This window comes from Butyricimonas faecihominis, assembly GCF_033096445.1.
Taxonomy (GTDB): Bacteria; Bacteroidota; Bacteroidia; order Bacteroidales; family Marinifilaceae; genus Butyricimonas; species Butyricimonas faecihominis.
This window is the reverse complement of sequence record NZ_AP028155.1, coordinates 2,923,733-2,939,808: the sequence shown is the minus strand read 5'-3', so window position 1 is coordinate 2,939,808 and position 16,076 is coordinate 2,923,733. Positions and strand designations below refer to the sequence as shown.

At 44.5% G+C, this 16,076-nt stretch carries 9 protein-coding genes, 1 pseudogene and 3 riboswitches; of the genes and pseudogenes, 6 read left to right on the top strand and 4 right to left on the bottom strand.

The annotated features are described in order from the left end of the window. Window positions 1-277 precede the first annotated feature (277 nt). The 3 genes and pseudogenes from R8806_RS12225 to R8806_RS12215 form a co-directional block, all read right to left on the bottom strand. Window positions 278-1,366, bottom strand: a complete 1,089-nt coding sequence (locus R8806_RS12225; RefSeq protein ID WP_229783014.1) for an ABC transporter substrate-binding protein — start codon at window positions 1,364-1,366, stop codon at window positions 278-280. A 163-nt stretch (window positions 1,367-1,529) separates the two neighbouring features. Beyond that, a riboswitch (cobalamin riboswitch) is annotated at window positions 1,530-1,735 on the bottom strand. Window positions 1,736-1,781: 46 nt separating this feature from the next. Beyond that, window positions 1,782-1,951 (bottom strand): annotated as a pseudogene (locus tag R8806_RS12220) (cob(I)yrinic acid a,c-diamide adenosyltransferase); the annotation flags it as partial. A 16-nt stretch (window positions 1,952-1,967) separates the two neighbouring features. Next, window positions 1,968-2,621 (bottom strand): hypothetical protein, encoded by a 654-nt coding sequence (locus tag R8806_RS12215; RefSeq protein WP_229783013.1) that lies wholly within the window; start codon window positions 2,619-2,621, stop codon window positions 1,968-1,970. 259 nt (window positions 2,622-2,880) lie between these two features. On the opposite strand from R8806_RS12215, the gene R8806_RS12210 reads away from it, so the two are divergent. The 6 genes from R8806_RS12210 (at window position 2,881) to R8806_RS12185 (ending at window position 14,111) form a co-directional block, all read left to right on the top strand. Further along, window positions 2,881-3,567, top strand: a complete 687-nt coding sequence (locus R8806_RS12210) for a hypothetical protein (protein ID WP_124318206.1) — start codon at window positions 2,881-2,883, stop codon at window positions 3,565-3,567. A gap of 169 nt (window positions 3,568-3,736) precedes the next feature. Then, window positions 3,737-3,938, top strand: a riboswitch (cobalamin riboswitch). A 235-nt stretch (window positions 3,939-4,173) separates the two neighbouring features. Continuing rightward, complete coding sequence (locus tag R8806_RS12205; protein WP_164719542.1) at window positions 4,174-5,889, top strand: PKD-like domain-containing protein; 1,716 nt, start codon at window positions 4,174-4,176, stop codon at window positions 5,887-5,889. 19 nt (window positions 5,890-5,908) lie between these two features. After that, window positions 5,909-7,966 (top strand): hypothetical protein, encoded by a 2,058-nt coding sequence (locus tag R8806_RS12200; RefSeq protein ID WP_124315739.1) that lies wholly within the window; start codon window positions 5,909-5,911, stop codon window positions 7,964-7,966. A gap of 11 nt (window positions 7,967-7,977) precedes the next feature. Next, window positions 7,978-10,392: a hypothetical protein gene (locus R8806_RS12195; RefSeq protein ID WP_124315738.1), complete on the top strand. Its 2,415-nt coding sequence runs from the start codon at window positions 7,978-7,980 to the stop codon at window positions 10,390-10,392. 177 nt (window positions 10,393-10,569) lie between these two features. After that, window positions 10,570-10,771, top strand: a riboswitch (cobalamin riboswitch). Between the two features lie 140 nt (window positions 10,772-10,911). After that, entirely contained in the window at window positions 10,912-12,918 is a 2,007-nt protein-coding gene (locus R8806_RS12190) for a TonB-dependent receptor (RefSeq protein WP_124315737.1), read from the top strand. Window positions 12,919-12,950: 32 nt separating this feature from the next. After that, entirely contained in the window at window positions 12,951-14,111 is a 1,161-nt protein-coding gene (locus R8806_RS12185; protein ID WP_124315742.1) for a YncE family protein, read from the top strand. A gap of 20 nt (window positions 14,112-14,131) precedes the next feature. Here the strand turns inward: R8806_RS12185 and R8806_RS12180 are convergent, their stop codons facing one another. Beyond that, entirely contained in the window at window positions 14,132-16,069 is a 1,938-nt protein-coding gene (locus tag R8806_RS12180; protein ID WP_124315736.1) for a TonB-dependent receptor plug domain-containing protein, read from the bottom strand. Between the last annotated feature and the right edge of the window lie 7 nt (window positions 16,070-16,076).

The following is a 16,076-nucleotide window of genomic DNA, read 5'->3' as shown; positions in this document are numbered from 1 at the left end:
GGGGACGAGCATGAAAGCTCACCACAGGGGTTGGTTCACTCCATTCCCGCCTTTCTTTCAATACTTTGGTTTATCCTCCAAGTTTAAGCATTTATTATTATTGTTAGCCAAGTGTTCGTCTATTTATTTCGTGTACAAATCTAAGGTACACAGGGGGAGGATACGCTACATTGTAATATCGTAGCGCCTTCTCGCGTTCGTCTCTTCCCCTGTGTAAGGGGGAGCCGGTGGGGGTAGATGCTTTTTTCATTCTAAACTCTAAATTTTAAACTCTAAACTATTCCAAGTGCCTGTAATAATACAAATCCTCCGTCACCAGTTCCGGGTGCAGGATTTTGATCAGGTCCCGGAGTACGATGTCCGGGCGTACAACAGCCGATTCCCAGTAATCATTTCCCCCTTCGGGCGTTAAGCGCAAGTTATTATTATAGATCTTGTTTTCTTGGATGGCTTTCGCGTCCTTGAATTTCGGGTTCATGATCTTTAACTCGTCGAGAGTTGTTGCCATGCCTACATTCAACCACACGTCAGCCTCGCGAATCAACCCGTAGGCTGTTTCCAGTCCGATGGGTTCGGCCCCGTTAGAGGTGTTTTTCTTGTAAATATAATCCCCTCCCGCGTCCGTGATTAATTGTGCCACGTAGCTTTTCACGGAAGGCATGGCCCAACTGTCATTCCACGGCGTGTTCAGCATGACGGTAGGACGTTTTTCCACGTTTGCCGTTAACTGTTTCATGTTGTTATAACGTTCGGGTATTTCTTTAAATACTTTTGTACCTGTTTCCCGGCTATCCGTCAATTCGGAAATGGCAACCAACCATTCAGCCTTGCCCAGCGGAGATTCTTCCAAGTATTCCCCCACGTACATATAAGGAACATTCAATTCTTTTAATTTGTCCGTCACGGTTGATTGCGCGTCCCCGATGCCGTAAAGTAACACGAGATCCGGGGCCAACCCGACAAGAAGTTCGTAATTTACTTCTGCCCCCATGTCTTTTATGGTTTCTTTGTGGGCAAGGACATACGGGTTGGAAACATAATTCATCCCGGAAACTCCGACTACTCGATCTACTTGGTTAATGGCATCCAGCATGGCGATATAAGTGGATGACATGCACACAATTCGTTTGGCTCCCGCAGGAATAATCACCCCGTCAAAATCTTTCGGTGCCTGCTCTCCGTTCCGGGCCACGAAGTAGGACATTTCAATGCCTTCCGCTCCCTGCCAAGGATTACGCACGCGAATAATCGTGCTTTCCGTGTTATCAGCTCCCATGATGTCGAAGCCCGCGGCGTATTCCGGTGAGTAAACTTCCTTCGTGAAGGCGGTCGTGGACTTTGTTTTCGTCTGACAACCGGATAGCATCAGCAGAACGATTGACGTGAATAAAAATAGTACTCGTTTCATATATAATAGCTTTTATGCTTCGAGAGATATATTTACGCGAGCGGGAAAAACCTGAAACGGTAAATCAAAACAGAATGACCTTGCCATCCAACCTGACTACCATCTGAATCCCGCAGATGCAAATCTGTCCCTCATCATAGCAGGTCTTCTGACTTATCCCTTTTATCGTGCCTTCCCAGCATTCTAACCAGTGGCAAACGTACGATAAACTTTTCCTTTAAAAGGGGGAAATACAGCAACGGGTATTGTCCCGGATTTGCACCGGATTCCCTTTTTCATTCAATACAACACGAAGTGGTGTATGAAACTATGACGGTGCGAAAATAGGTCGTAATTTTTAATTAGACAATAAATTGGATAAAAGATTTTTATTTCATTGGTATGAACCACCTGTTAGGCGAGGTTTTCGATGATCAATCCCGTCACGGGGGAGGATGCCAAGCGTGTAATAATGTTTAACTTCTTGCATATCTGTCACAAGGTCCCCCATGCCGATGAATTCCCGCGGGCGTAACGTCCGGTAATCACGATTTCGGAGAGAGGGGGGAGCGTATGGACATTACACTCCCGCGTACACGCTTGGAGAGAAACGGGTGGTATCTTTATTGCCGAAAAACAAGTAGAGATGCAGGGGTGTCCCTTCCGGTTGTTTTGCTGCCGGAATGTCCACGGTCACCTTGCCATCGCCCCGAAACGAGTTAAAACACGTGATCATTTGCGGGGCGCGGGGTAAGGTCCCGTAAAAATATCCCACGTACACTTGATCTGACACGCTCGCTTTCGGGCAGTCAATGTCATTTTCCCAGTTTAGGGTCACGGACCATCCTTCCCTTGTGACACCCGTGATCACCGGTGCATCCAGCGTGCCTGTCGAGAATCGGAATGTCGGGAAAGCCCATACCCCTTCTCCCGGGCGAAAACATCCTCCGTTTTGAGAATGGAATAAGGAATCGCTTTTATTTATTCCCATCTCCTTGGCCATGAGTTTCCATATCGGTAAATCCCCGATGGCACGACGATAGATTCTCCACATTTTACGGGCTTCCGTGAAACGGCTGGAGGATTCCTCTTCCCCCTCGGTTCTTGTTTTTTTAGGGCTCCGTCGTGATTTGCAGGCCCGAACTTTATTGCCGTGTCGGTAATAGGTTATCCCGTCGATCCGGATAGAGCCTTGTGCCAAGAGAGCTACTGGAATAGATAATGTGTTTTCCATGATAATAATTATTTGATAATCACTCGTGTATTAATTCATGAGCAAAAATAGATAGAATATTTTTAATACGCAAATAAATCTTTTATAAAACGCTATTATATATAGCGCTTTAATAGCGTTTTAATAGCGCTTTACATGAAAGTGATCACTTATATCTCATGAATAATACATGTAATAATTTATTTATTTAGTTTGAAAGTGTGACTACATCGGTTTATTTGTGTATCTTTGCTGGCGAGGAACATAAAAATAACAGGATATGGCGGAATTTGTAAATCCACTTGGAAAGATTCGGGGTAAGTTCGGTAACGTGATCACTTACGGGGGACCAAGCGGGAAAAATTATTGCCGGGGGACAAGCATCTCGCGTAAACCGAGTCAGGAACCGCAAAAACGACAGTCCGCGGCTTTCGGGACGATAACGGAACGGAAAATATGGATGAGAAATGCCGTCCAGTTGGGATTTCCCGGAGGGAACGGTTACCCGAAAGGTTTTCGGGGATTTACCAGTGCGAACGTGATGGATGCGGTGACCGTGGAGAAAGCAAATCCGGAAAAACCTTTCAATAGCCGTAAGAAAGCAGTCAAGGAATTTAACGGGGTGATCAACTACGAGAAATTACGCGTGGCAGCGGGTTCGTTGGTGATCCCAGAAATTCGTGCCGAGGTTGATATGGAAAATCGGAGAATCTTTTTCACTCACGAGAAGGAAGAAATCGAGTCCGTTGATTGCTTTCTGGATGATAAGATTTATGCCGTGCTTCTTTGTAAGACGAAATATATTTGTCGTGTCGAGGAGTTGGGACTTCGGGGAGAGACGATAGAAAAAAGCGTGAACTTTTCAGAAAAAATAGCCGGGGAAGGCCTTGTCATTTATGTCTTTGCTAAAAATGCCGACGGGAAGGATGTTTCCGATTCGGTGTGCCTGTGGGAGGCTGAATCGTAAATGAGTGATGGAAGATACGAAATGTGATGAGGTTTCGTTTTATGAGAACGATGAGCTATAACGGATTGTATTGTAATAATTAATAATCATGTCGGGTATTTGTAAATGATAAATTTTGTAAAATTCTAGAATTATAACTTTAAAATTCAAATACTATTTGTTTTTTATATATTTTTGCGACGATTTTGGTGTCACACCCTGTTTCAGGCGTGTGGTGAAAAGGGAATCAGGTGCGAATCCTGAACAGACCTGCTGCTGTAAACTCCACTAAAGTCCGTGAACAAGACTCACATCCACTGTTTCGACACGAAATGGGAAGGGCGTTCAAGGATGGAGCAAGTCAGAAGACCTGCCAATATCATGGATCTAAAGCTTTCTGGGACTAGAGCTTGGATACAGAAAACATTATTTTTATCAGACTGTTGTGCGATAGACAATTATTGCTATTTGTATCTATTTGGACCGGAAAGCTGTTGTTTTGTGTCAGCTATGAATTGAATGCTTGCTTTTGTGGTGTTACCGCGGGCATATGTGGTATGTATTGCAAACAGGAGGTTGAAATAAAAATAGGATGAAAAGAATTGTCGAAATAACAGATTAATGATTATGAGAAAAAAAAATCAGATTAGGCTAGTGTTGCTTGTGATGTTCTTTATCGGGGGCTTTACGGCATGTGATGACGATGATGAAAAGGTTCTCGTCGGTAATCCCGATTTCTCTTTTAATTCAGAGACGGGAGAGTATAAGGTGAAGATAGGTAAAGAGGTGGCACTAAAGGCTTCGGTGACGGATGCAGTGAATCCTGTTTATTCTTGGAAACAGGAGGGGGTGATCGTGGCAAATGACACGGTTTATCTTTTTAAAGGTAGTCAATTGGGAGAGTTTTTCGTGAATTTCCGCCTTGATGCGGATAACGGTAGCGTGGAGAAACAAGTAAAAGTAACCGTGGTGGATCGTTTGGCACCTTCTATCACAATGTCGGCTTCGGCAGTGGCATATTGTGGTTTGGAGAAGGAGATGGCGGCCATGACGGACTACACGGATGAATCGACTACTTTTGAATGGAGCTATAACGGGAAAGTTGTTGGGCATGATTCTATTTATGTGTTTAAGGAGGATGATATTAATGTTTACACGGTGGCGTTAAAGGTGACGAATGAGGATGGGGCCGATGTGAAGAATATCAATATATCAGTTATTCCGGAGGAAAAGCCTATATTATTCTTTGATAACGGGCGTTACGTTTTGCCTTCTCAGTTGAATGATGTGCGTACGATGACTTGTCCGATCGGGAAAAATGTAGTACTCGCTCCCGTGAAATTCTCGATCAGTGATCTGGCTGTTTACGAGTGGAAAGTGGATGGTGTCGTGCAAGAGGGTGAAACGTCAATTTGTTATAATTTTACCCCTTCTGTTGAAGGGAAAACTTATGAGATTACCGTGACGGCAAACGATAAGGAAAAGACGGCGATGGCCACCGTGAATGTCGTTTGCGAGGCTCCGGAAGGAACTCATTTTAGAGAAACGAAAGCTACAAGTAGCTATATTTCGAATACTTGTTATGAATTTATTCCTGCTCCCGGTCAATTTATCAGGTTTACACAGAATCAGACGGCAGAGGATGCCCGGATGTCAATACAGAAGACGTTGGATAGCGGTGGAGGAGAGTCTTGGATAGCTTCTTTGGGAGCTTGGGGCGGTTATTTTATCTTGCAATTTGACCATAGCGTTAAAGATGATGGTAAAGGTGAGGCTGATTTTGATATCGTGGGGAACCCTCTTGGTAAACATTGGTGTGAATGTGGTGTCGTGTGGGTGAGTCAGGACGAGAATGGTAATGGCATTCCTGATGATACTTGGTACGAGCTTAAAGGTAGTGAAACTGGTAAGCCCGGCATCACTCAGCGATATGCGTTGAAGTATTTCCGGCCCACGGCGGAGAAACAGGATGTGCTGTCTATCGATAATGACGGGAATCTCCGTTTCTTGGCCCGTAATGCTTATCACCCGGATAGCGGTTATTTCCCATGGTTCCTTAAAGAAGAGTATTATATATTGACGGGTACTTGTTTGGGAAATCAATTTAAAACCGAGGGACTTGAAACGAACTGGGGTTTTGATTGGGGATACGTGGATAATATTAACGAGCCGACAGGTTTTCGCATCGAGAACGCGATCCAACAAGACGGTTCCCCGGCTAATCTTAAATACATAGATTTCGTGAAGGTTCATACCGCGCAAATGGGACAGGGGGCTGCTGTCGGAGAAGTTTCTACTGAATCCTCGGCTGCTATTGATTTACGTTTAAAAGCTAAAAAATAGGACTAAAAACAAGCGAATTATGAATAAGAATATACTTTGGGGATTTTTTCTCATGCTTTCTTTTATTATCGGTTGTGAAGATGATAATGATCCGTTTTCCGGAGATGACAATTTTATTACCTCGTTTACCCTTAAACAGGGCGATCAAGTTTTTGTCGCGTCTTTTCGGGGTGATACGATTTTATTGAATATGCCTGAGAATGTTTCTTTTTCAGGACTTGCCGCAGAAGTTATATGTAGTGAAAACACGACGATAAAACCCGATCCGTCAATGATTGATAACTGGGAACAACAGATGTATTTTGTTGTAACGTCACATTCCGGGGTGGAACGGAAGTATATGTATATTCCGTCCCGGAGTTATTTTTCTGCCGAGGGAATCATCATGCTTAATACGCAAGAGGAGGTTGATGCTTTTGGTGCGAAGGGGTATTCTCGTGTTGATGGCAGTCTTATTATCGGGCGTCAGGTAGGAACGGATACGATTACTTCGCTGGCGGCGCTTTCCTCTTTAAAAAAAGTGACAGAGAATGTGGTCCTTAATCGTTACTATTTAGGGAATCAGTTCGAGGGTTTGGATAATCTCGAAGAGGTAGGTGGTTCCCTCCAAATCAATTCAGCGGATAGCTTGTGGGTGGTGGTGATGGATAACCTCACTCGTGTAGGCGGTGATTTTAATATCACGAGTGCTTCTGCCGCGGAGGTTTCTTGCCCGAAATTGCAGTCTGTAGGTGGTAGCCTTACTTTGGCAACTCCTTTTGTATCATCAGATTTTTCGGCTTTGCAATCCGTGAGTGGTAATCTTTCCTTGAATGGTAAGTCCACTGTTCAGAAGATGGTTTTTCAATCTCTTGATAAGGTTGGAGGTTCTGTTAGCGTGAATATGCCTGTCGTGCGTCTGGAATTTCCTGAATTGATTTCTTGTGATAACTTGAACGTGGCGAAAGGGTCTCTATTGTTGCTTTATTGTCCGAATTTGCAAACCATTGCTTCTGCATTGAGTATTTTGGAAAATCCGTTATACGAGATTACATTCCCTGTCTTAACCCGTGCGGGAAGTATTAACTTGACGTGTACCGGTGTGAATCAATTTAATTTACCGTTGTTACAATCTGTTGATGGAGATTTCAGTATAGCGACGGCGGGTATTCTTTCCGATAATATCGCATCACTTGAGAGTGTGGGGGGAACTCTTACAATTAAAAGTAGTGCGGAGCGTTTGCAGTTTCCTTCCAGTTTGAAAAGCTTGAAGACTCTTGTCTTGGCGAATGGGATCGGGGAAGTTGATTTGCGGGGTGTTCAGATTGATGAACTGAGATTCACCGGTACCGGGCTTGAAACTACCACGGTTATCGCGGATGATCGTTTCAATGGTGGTATTAAGTTGGAGAATTTAGGTGGGTATATGCCTAAATTACAAGGATTTCATGAAATTGAATGGTTGACGATCAGTTCGTTGAGCTTGCGGGAGGGGACGGTTGAAATCAATGGTATTCGTAAGATAAACGGGGATTTTTCTTACTGGGTGAATTATAACATAAAACCAGTGTCTCTCTCAGATCTTGAGGAAATTGGAGGTAATTTTAAATTATATTCTTCGAGCGTGAAAGAGCATTTTCCCAAGTTGACAACTATTGGAGGGGATGCAACCATGAGTATTGATCTTTATGATGAAGAGACTTTCCCCTTGTTGGCAACCGTGGGTGGGAATATGATTATCCAGACGGGATACTCGTATTACGGGGATCGCGGTCCTCTGGAAATTCTCTACCCGTCTCTTAAACAGGTTGGTGGCACGCTTGATTTGCGTCCACTAGGACCGAATGTTTCGAGTGATAACGATGATGTTAATTACAAGAATACGAAATGGGAGAATTTGGATTTCCTTTCTTCGTTGGAGAAAATTGGGGGGCTACGTATCCGAAAACATGATAAACTTGCTTCTTTTGCCGCGATTAAGGCTGCCGTGCTGACTTGTCCGGAGGATAAATGGCAGGTTGAGGATAATCTTTATAATCCTACTTATAAACAGTTGGTGGAGGAAGGACAATGGACGAAACCAAATATTCAAGAATAAGAATGATGAAAATGAATAGATTTTTATATATACTCGTTGTAAGCTTTATGGCTTTACTTGTCTCTTGCGAGGATGATGACAGTATTTTTTCCGGAGACGAAAATTTTATTACTTCATTCCGTCTTCTTCAAGATGGTAATACTTATACCGGACTTGTTTCCGGAGATACGTTGTTGCTTCTTGTTCCCGAAAATGTGTCTCTTGAGGGGGCAAAAGTGGAGATCGTTTGTAGTGAGAATGCCAGCGTTTCACCTGATCCGGCTGAAGTGGAAAATTGGGGAGAGGCGTTTAATTTTACGGTTACTTCCTATAACAATAATCAGCGGGTTTACAAGTATATGGTTACCAGAACGGTTTTAGCTAGTGAGGGAGATGTCCGTTTGACAACCCCTGAGGAGGTTGAGGCTTTCGCGGCTCGTGGTATTGGTAAAATAGAGGGGAATCTTGTTATTGGTAAGCTGGCGGGAAGCGTGAAGGAGGATTCGCTTACTTCCATTGCTGCTCTCTCGGCTTTGAAGGAAGTTACGGGCGTGGTGACGATTAATCCTACTTACCGGGGAACTTCTCTTGATGGATTGCAGAATCTGCAACGGGCAGGAGGGTTCGTTATGACTCCGCGGCCATATGAGAATGGGCCGTGGGGAATACGTTTCGTACGAGAAGTGAATTTGCCTAATTTGCAGGCTGTTGGTGGGGATTTTACGATTTCTGCCGATACGCTTTATAATCTTAATTTACCTGCTCTTGAGAGCGTGAGTGGCAATTTTAATGTCCAGACTTGGAAGCTTGGGGAATTGGACTTTTCGGCGTTGAAGACGGTAGGAGCTAATTTCTATATCATGGGAAGGCAGTCAAGTTCCAATATTGTTGCTCCAGAGGAAATTGTATTCCCCTCTTTGGCGGTTGTTGGGAACAGGCTTGATCTTACACGTATTTATAATACGAGGAAAATTGCATTCCCGGTATTGCAATCGGTTGGGGTGCTTTATCTTGAGACGATGGAGGTGGTTGAGGAGTTTGATTTTAGTCAATTGACCTCGGTCAGTGATCAGATCACGTTGCAATGGACCCATCGGGTAAAGGAATTTAACCTGCCGAATCTTCGTTCTGCGGGAGGTTTTCGGGTGTATTATATTGAAGATCTCGAAGTAATTGACCTGCATAATCTTGCTACTTTGGGGAAGGGGGGATTGAATATTGAAGTTTGTTACAAGTTAGCTTCTCTTGATCTTTCTGCTTTGACTTCCGTGGTCGGTAAGTATGAATTGAAGAGTGGTGTTTTTACTGATATGAAATCTTTACAAGCGTTGAAAGAAGTGGGAGGTGATTTCACGTTTTCTTCGATGTCTGGTATCACCGCGATTGATGGCTTTTCTAATTTGACTTCGGTTGGAGGAAATTTCACACTATCCGATATGCAGGTAGCGGTATCTTTTACCGGGTTCAGCCGTTTAGAGACGATCGGGGGGAACATGTTCTTGAGTAACTTGAATGAGATTTCGGCTATCAACGGGTTGACGGCCTTACGTTCCGTGGGCAAGCAACTTTCTTTATCAGGAATGAAAAAGTTGGAAAGCTTTACTTTGTTGGCTCAACTTCAGACAGGTTCTCTTACTACTTGTTCTTTCAGCGGACTTGATGCTTTACAAGAGCTTGATCTTACGGGGTTGACTACGGCCACGGTTACGATTTCGGCCAGTCATGTGATTACGTTGAAAGGGAAGGGTTCTTTTGAAGGAGCTTTTACTTTGAATAAAGTTCCCGGGATGAATTTTGTTGGTTTTGACTGGATTGGGAGCTTGAATATTAATGATGTCCCGGTTTCGAAGACTGATCGTGTAGAATATAATTTCTCCGGAGTGAAGGAACTTGGGACTTTAAATATTACTCAAGGGTATAGTGAGAATAAGGGAGTCATTCGTCTTCCTGATCTTGAAGTTGTTGATAATGCTATGAAATTGACTGAAGGTCAGGGGGCACGGATGAGGGTGCAGCCCACGGAATATCCTAAACTCAAGAAGGTGGGTAGTATGACTTATGTGGGTGCGGCTGAAGCCTTGCGTTTCCCTGCCTTAGAGGAGGTGACCGGAAGTATGGAGATCACAACTTCTTTCGTGAACGGGATGTACCCCACGATGCTGGAGGAAATTTATACTCCCGTGTTGAAACGTGTCGGGAAACTTGTCATGACTTCGAGGGCGAATGACGAGACCCAATATAATACGACGATAACGGATTTGGATTGTTTTTCTGCTTTGGAACGTGTTGATGTTATTGATATACACAAACAAGGAGGACTTGTTTCTTTCAAAGGTTTGGAAAAGGCAATCGGGTCTCTTGACGATGAAATGTCATGGCTCGTTGGAGGGAATGCTTACAACCCGACTTTCGAGGAGGCAAAGGCTGGAAAATTGGTGAAACCGTAAGCTGGTTGTTAAACTAATGCCCGAGGGGAAGTGCTCATGATAATAGGTATCGAGCGCTTCCCCTCGAATTTTAATCGATAGGGGGAGGATAGAAATTCCTTTTTGTTTGTAAGCAAGAAATGTTGTGAATAATTGAATTTTTCGTTCTAAAATCCAAATAGTATTTGTTTTTTTATATATTTTCGTAACGATTTTGGTGTCACACCTCGTTTCGGGCGTGTGATGAAAAGGGAATCAGGTGCGAATCCTGAACAGACCCGCTGCTGTAAGCTCCGCCAAAGTCCGTGAACAAGACTCACATCCACTGTTTCGACACGAAATGGGAAGGGCGTTCAAGGACGGAGCAAGTCAGAAGACCTGCCAAGATCATGAGTTCGTAACTCTCTGGGACTAGAGTTTGCGAGGTGCAAGAAAAATAAATCTTTCTTGAATTAATGATTGGGTCCAAGGTGATTGCAAATGAAAGCGATTGCCGGAAATGGAATGATCGGATTTGTTATCGTTGTAATGGCAGAGTAAATGAAATTAATCGTTTTTGGTGTAATTTTATGGTGTTCCTTGTTTGGGAATGGTTCGTGGGCACAAAAAGTGGACACGACAAAGGTGTACAATATTGATGAGGTTGTTGTTTCCGCCAAGCGGGTTCAGAAGGAGGTGATTCCGGTTCAAACGATGGAAGGCCCGGTGTTACAAAGGTTGACGGTGCATTCCGTCGCGGATGCTTTGCGTTATTTTTCGGGGGTGCAGATCAAGGATTACGGGGGAATCGGGGGCTTGAAGACCGTGAATATCCGGGCGATGGGGACCCAACACGTGGGGGTGTTTTATGATGGTATCGAGTTGGGAAATGCGCAGAACGGGACCGTGGATCTGGGACGTTTTTCACTGGATAACATGGAGGCGATCTCTTTGTATAACGGGCAGCGGAGTGCCATATTCCAGTCTGCCAAAGATTTTGGCTCGGCCGGGTCTATTTACATGACAAGCCGTACACCGAGGTTTACAGACGGGAAGAAATATAACGCGAAGGTTACTTTTAAAACGGGATCTTTCGGGGTGGCGAATCCATCGGTGTTGTTTGAACATCGGTTGGGGGAACACGTGAGCGGGGCTTTTAGTTCGGAGTATATGTACACGACAGGAAAATACAAGTTCAGTTACCGGAAAAAGAACGGTTACGATACAACCGAGGTGCGTAAGAACGGGGATGTTCGTGCCTTGCGGGCAGAGTACGGTGTGTTTGGCCGGATGAATGACGGGGAGTGGAAGGCCAAGGCGTATTTTTATGATTCCGAAAGAGGTTATCCCGGAGCATCGGTACGGGAAGAGCCGGGAAAGTTCAAGCATCAGGATCGTCAATGGGATTCTAATTTTTTCCTTCAAGGTTCTTTTTTGAGGCATTTTAGTGGTTATAGTTTACAGATGAACGCGAAGTATGCCTATGATTTTCTGCATTATCTTTCCGATCCCCGGTTGGACGTGAGTACGATGTACGTGAATAATCATTTCCGGCAACACGAAATTTATGTTTCGTCAGCCAATATGTTTGCCATTTTGCCTTTTTGGAACGTGGATGTGTCCGTGGATTTTCAGTGGAACAAGCTGAATGCGGATTTGGTGGATTTTGTCTATCCGACCCGTTACACGACATTAGGGGCCGTGGCAACGGCCTTGCATTTTGATCGTTTTAAATTTCAGGCAAGCGTGTTGGGGACTTTCGTGCATGAGCGGACGAAGGTGGCGAATGGGGCAGCCGATGATATGCAGGAATATACTCCCACGGTCGTGATGGCGTGGCAGCCGTTCCGTGTGGCGGATTTTAACGTGAGGGCTTTTTATAAGCGTGTGTTCCGAATGCCGACGTTGAATGATTTGTATTATACTTTTATCGGGAATATAAATCTGGAACCAGAGTACACGAACCAGTATAACGTGGGAGTGACTTATAATCGCAACTTTGACAAAGGGGTGTTGCAGGGGCTGGACGTACAGGTGGACGCCTACTATAACGAGGTGTCCGATAAGATTATTGCCATGCCGACTTCCAACCAGTTTCGCTGGACGATGGTGAATTTGGGAGAGGTGGAAATTCGAGGTATTGATGTAGCCTTGCAGAGTAATTGGAGGTTCTGTCAACATTGGTTGTTGGATGCCCGGGTGAATTACACATACCAGAAGGCCCAGGATTTTACAAAGAAAGAGAGTACGTATTATGGAGATCAGATTCCTTATATCCCTTGGCATAGTGGTTCGCTGATTTTGAACGGGACGTACAAGAGCTGGTTTTTGAATTATAGTTTTATATACACGGGGAAGCGTTACGAGGCGAGCGCGAATATCCCGGAGAACAGGGCTAAAGAGTGGTACACGAGTGATTTCTCGTTATCGAAGAATTTCTCGTGGCGAAAGACTGCAATTAGACTGACGGCGGAGGCGAATAATATTTTTAACCAACAGTACGAGGTGGTGCAGTGTTACCCGATGCCGGGGACGAACGTGAAGTTTATTATCAACATAGAAATTTAGATAAAGATCGAATGATGTATTGTGAAAATCGAATGAAATTGGGTATGTTAATGTTCCTCGCGTTGGGAATGTTATTGTTTTTTTCTTGTCGGAATGATGATGATGAAATTATTCCGTCCGTGATAACGAAGGTTACCCCGAGCGATTCGGTGCCGGGGCCTGTAAAAGGTTTTTTCCTGTTGAACGAGGGGAATATGGGAAGTAATAAGGCCACGTTGGATTATTTCAATTATGCTTCCGGAGGGTATCATAAGAATATATTCGCGGAGCGGAATCCGGGCGTGGTAAAGGAGCTGGGAGACGTGGGGAATGATATTCAGATTTACGGGAATAAATTGTATGCGGTGATTAATTGTTCTCACTTGATCGAGGTGATGGATGTGAACACGGCGAAGGAAATTACGAAGATCACGGTAACGAATTGTCGTTATATTGTTTTTCATGAGGGATTCGCTTATGTCAGTTCGTATGCCGGACCGGTACAGATAGATCCGAATGCCCGTTTGGGTGAGGTGGTGAAGATTGACACGGCCACGCTGAAAGTCGTGGGGAGTTGTACCGTGGGGTACCAACCGGAAGAGATGGTGATTGTCGGGAATAAGTTGTATGTTGCAAACTCCGGGGGATACCGTGTGCCGAATTACGATAATACGGTGTCCGTGATTGACTTGGAAACGTTTAAGGAGACGAAGAAAATCACGGTGGCGATTAATCTACATCGTATGCGTGTTGACCAAAATGGACTGATTTACGTGACTTCCCGCGGGGATTATTATAACGTACATTCGAATACTTACGTGATAAACGCGAAGAATGATCTCGTGGAAGGAGCTTTGAATTTCCCGGCGAGCGAACTTTATTTGTGCGGCGATTCGCTCTATTCTTACAGTACAGAATATAGTAAGATTACGAGTAAGTGGACGGTCAATTACACGATTTATGACACGAAGGCGAAACGTATTGTTTCTCGGAATTTTATCAAGGACGGAACCGAGAAGTCTATCGTGACTCCTTACGCTTTGGCGGTAAATCCAGAAACGGGCGAGATCTTCGTGGGCGATGCCGGAGATTATGTTACTCCGGGGAGGTTGTATTGTTTCGGGTCCGACGGAAAGAAGAAATGGGATGTGCAAACGGGAGATATTCCTGCTCACATTGTGTTTACGACAAGGCCTTTACAGGAGTTGAAATGAAGATGTGAATAGATGCTTGTTTAAAATTCGAACATGACGGATGCCAAACAATTACGCAATGGCATAGGATAATATTGCGTGGACTCGTAGTAGGCATCAAATAGATTTTCTATCCGAATTTGAGGCGTGATTTTTATTTTGTGTAAAGAGAGTTTGTAACCTATGGTAATATTGTGTATCGTGTAGGCATTCGTTTTATAGGATTCGTCTGCCATCGTGTAACGAATACCTGTATAGTTCGTTTGATAGTTGAGAAAGCAATTCTTGTATTCGATGTTTAAAAGAGCATTTGCTTTGTGCTTGGGGATGTAAGGGAGTTGCTTTTTGTAGGTATCGTCTTCATCGAAATTGCGTTCTCGGTTGACAGAAGGGGAGTAGTTATAGTTGATGTTCAGGCGAGCATGAAAATGATTTGTCCGGAAAATTGCCTTGGCGGATAATTCTGCTCCATAACTACGCACATTTTGTACGTTACGAGGTTCCCAGAACCAGTCTTTTGTGGGTAACCACATGATCCAGCCGTCAATGTCCATCAAATATAGGGCAGCGTCAAGGTTTAGGGTGAAGGGGTCTCCTAACCGGGGTGTATATCCCAGTGTCAGGTCATAGGAGAAACCTTTCTCCGGGGTTAGGTTCGAGTTTCCTCCGGGCTGCCAGTATAGGTCGTTCATTGAGGGGAAACGATAATTGTATGCCACATTACCTTTTAAGGTTAACACGTTTTCATGTAAATGAGCAAAGAGCCCGATGGAATAGGTCGGGGCGAATTCCCCGTCGTTCCACTCTCCCATGAATTGACCATTGACCAACAGCCAAGGGGTTGCGGACCAACGGAAGTTTGCTTGCCATGAAATGACGTTTCGGGCGATGTTGTCAGAGGAAAAATTAGCGGCTTTAATCTGATCTCGGGTATAGTTGAGGGTCGTGTTGAGGTTCACAAATCGGGAGAGATTGTAGTGATAGTCTGCACCCACGTGGTAGGTGACAGAGCGATTAAAGGCTTCTTCGGCATATTTGTATGTTCCGTCACTCCATTTATCATATTGTAGGGTACTGAGGAAATAAGCGCCTTTCAGGAATAGCTTGTGTTTACCCCAAAGGTAATCGAATCCAATGTAACTTCTCAAGTCAAAATCTTCCTGTTTTTCATGTTGTGTGACGCTTACCATGATGGGTTGGGGTAACCTACGGTCACCGTATTGTAACCACACGTTGGCAGAAAGCATCGTGTTGGCGGAAGTTTTGAAGTAAGCCTCTTGCATAAATCCGGCTTGTTTGTATTGTGCCTCTTTTCGTTTTTCCCGGAAGGGATCCTTCATGAGTACTTTGTTCGTGTAGGTGTAATTGTTGTCTGATTGTTGGTAATAAGCTCGCGTGTGGAATGAGTGGCGGGAATTGCCGACACGCACGGATGCTGCTCCCGTGTAAGTGGAGTATGAACCGCCTTCTACAAATGCACGGGTGTGTATCTGATCGTCCCAGATGGGGGCGTTGGATAGATTGATGCTTCCCCCGATAGATCCGGTTCCGTTTTTCACGTTTCCAGCACCATATTGTAATTCCACGTTGTCGGTGAAGAAGACTGGAATTTGTGAGAAGTTGAAGGAACCTGCCATGGGAGGATTGATGTTGAGACCATTCCAGTTGACACGAGTGTGAGTAGAACTGGTCCCTCGAAAAGAAGAGGTTGCCAAGGCGCCTTGACCCAAGCTTTTGATGTACACGACCGAGTTTTCGGAAAGTAATTCAGCTAGGGATTTTGTCCGGTTGGAATTTAATATTTCGATGTCAATCGTGCTGACTCGTGTTCCGGCATTAGCGTCTTTTGCCTTATCAAGCTGTTTCTCCTGTACGAGTACGGTGTCAATTGTGCCATACATGGCAATACTATCACGGTGTTGGCCCTGGGCGAACAGGGATATAAGTGTTAGTAACAGGAGAAACAGCGTGTATTTCATGGGCGGG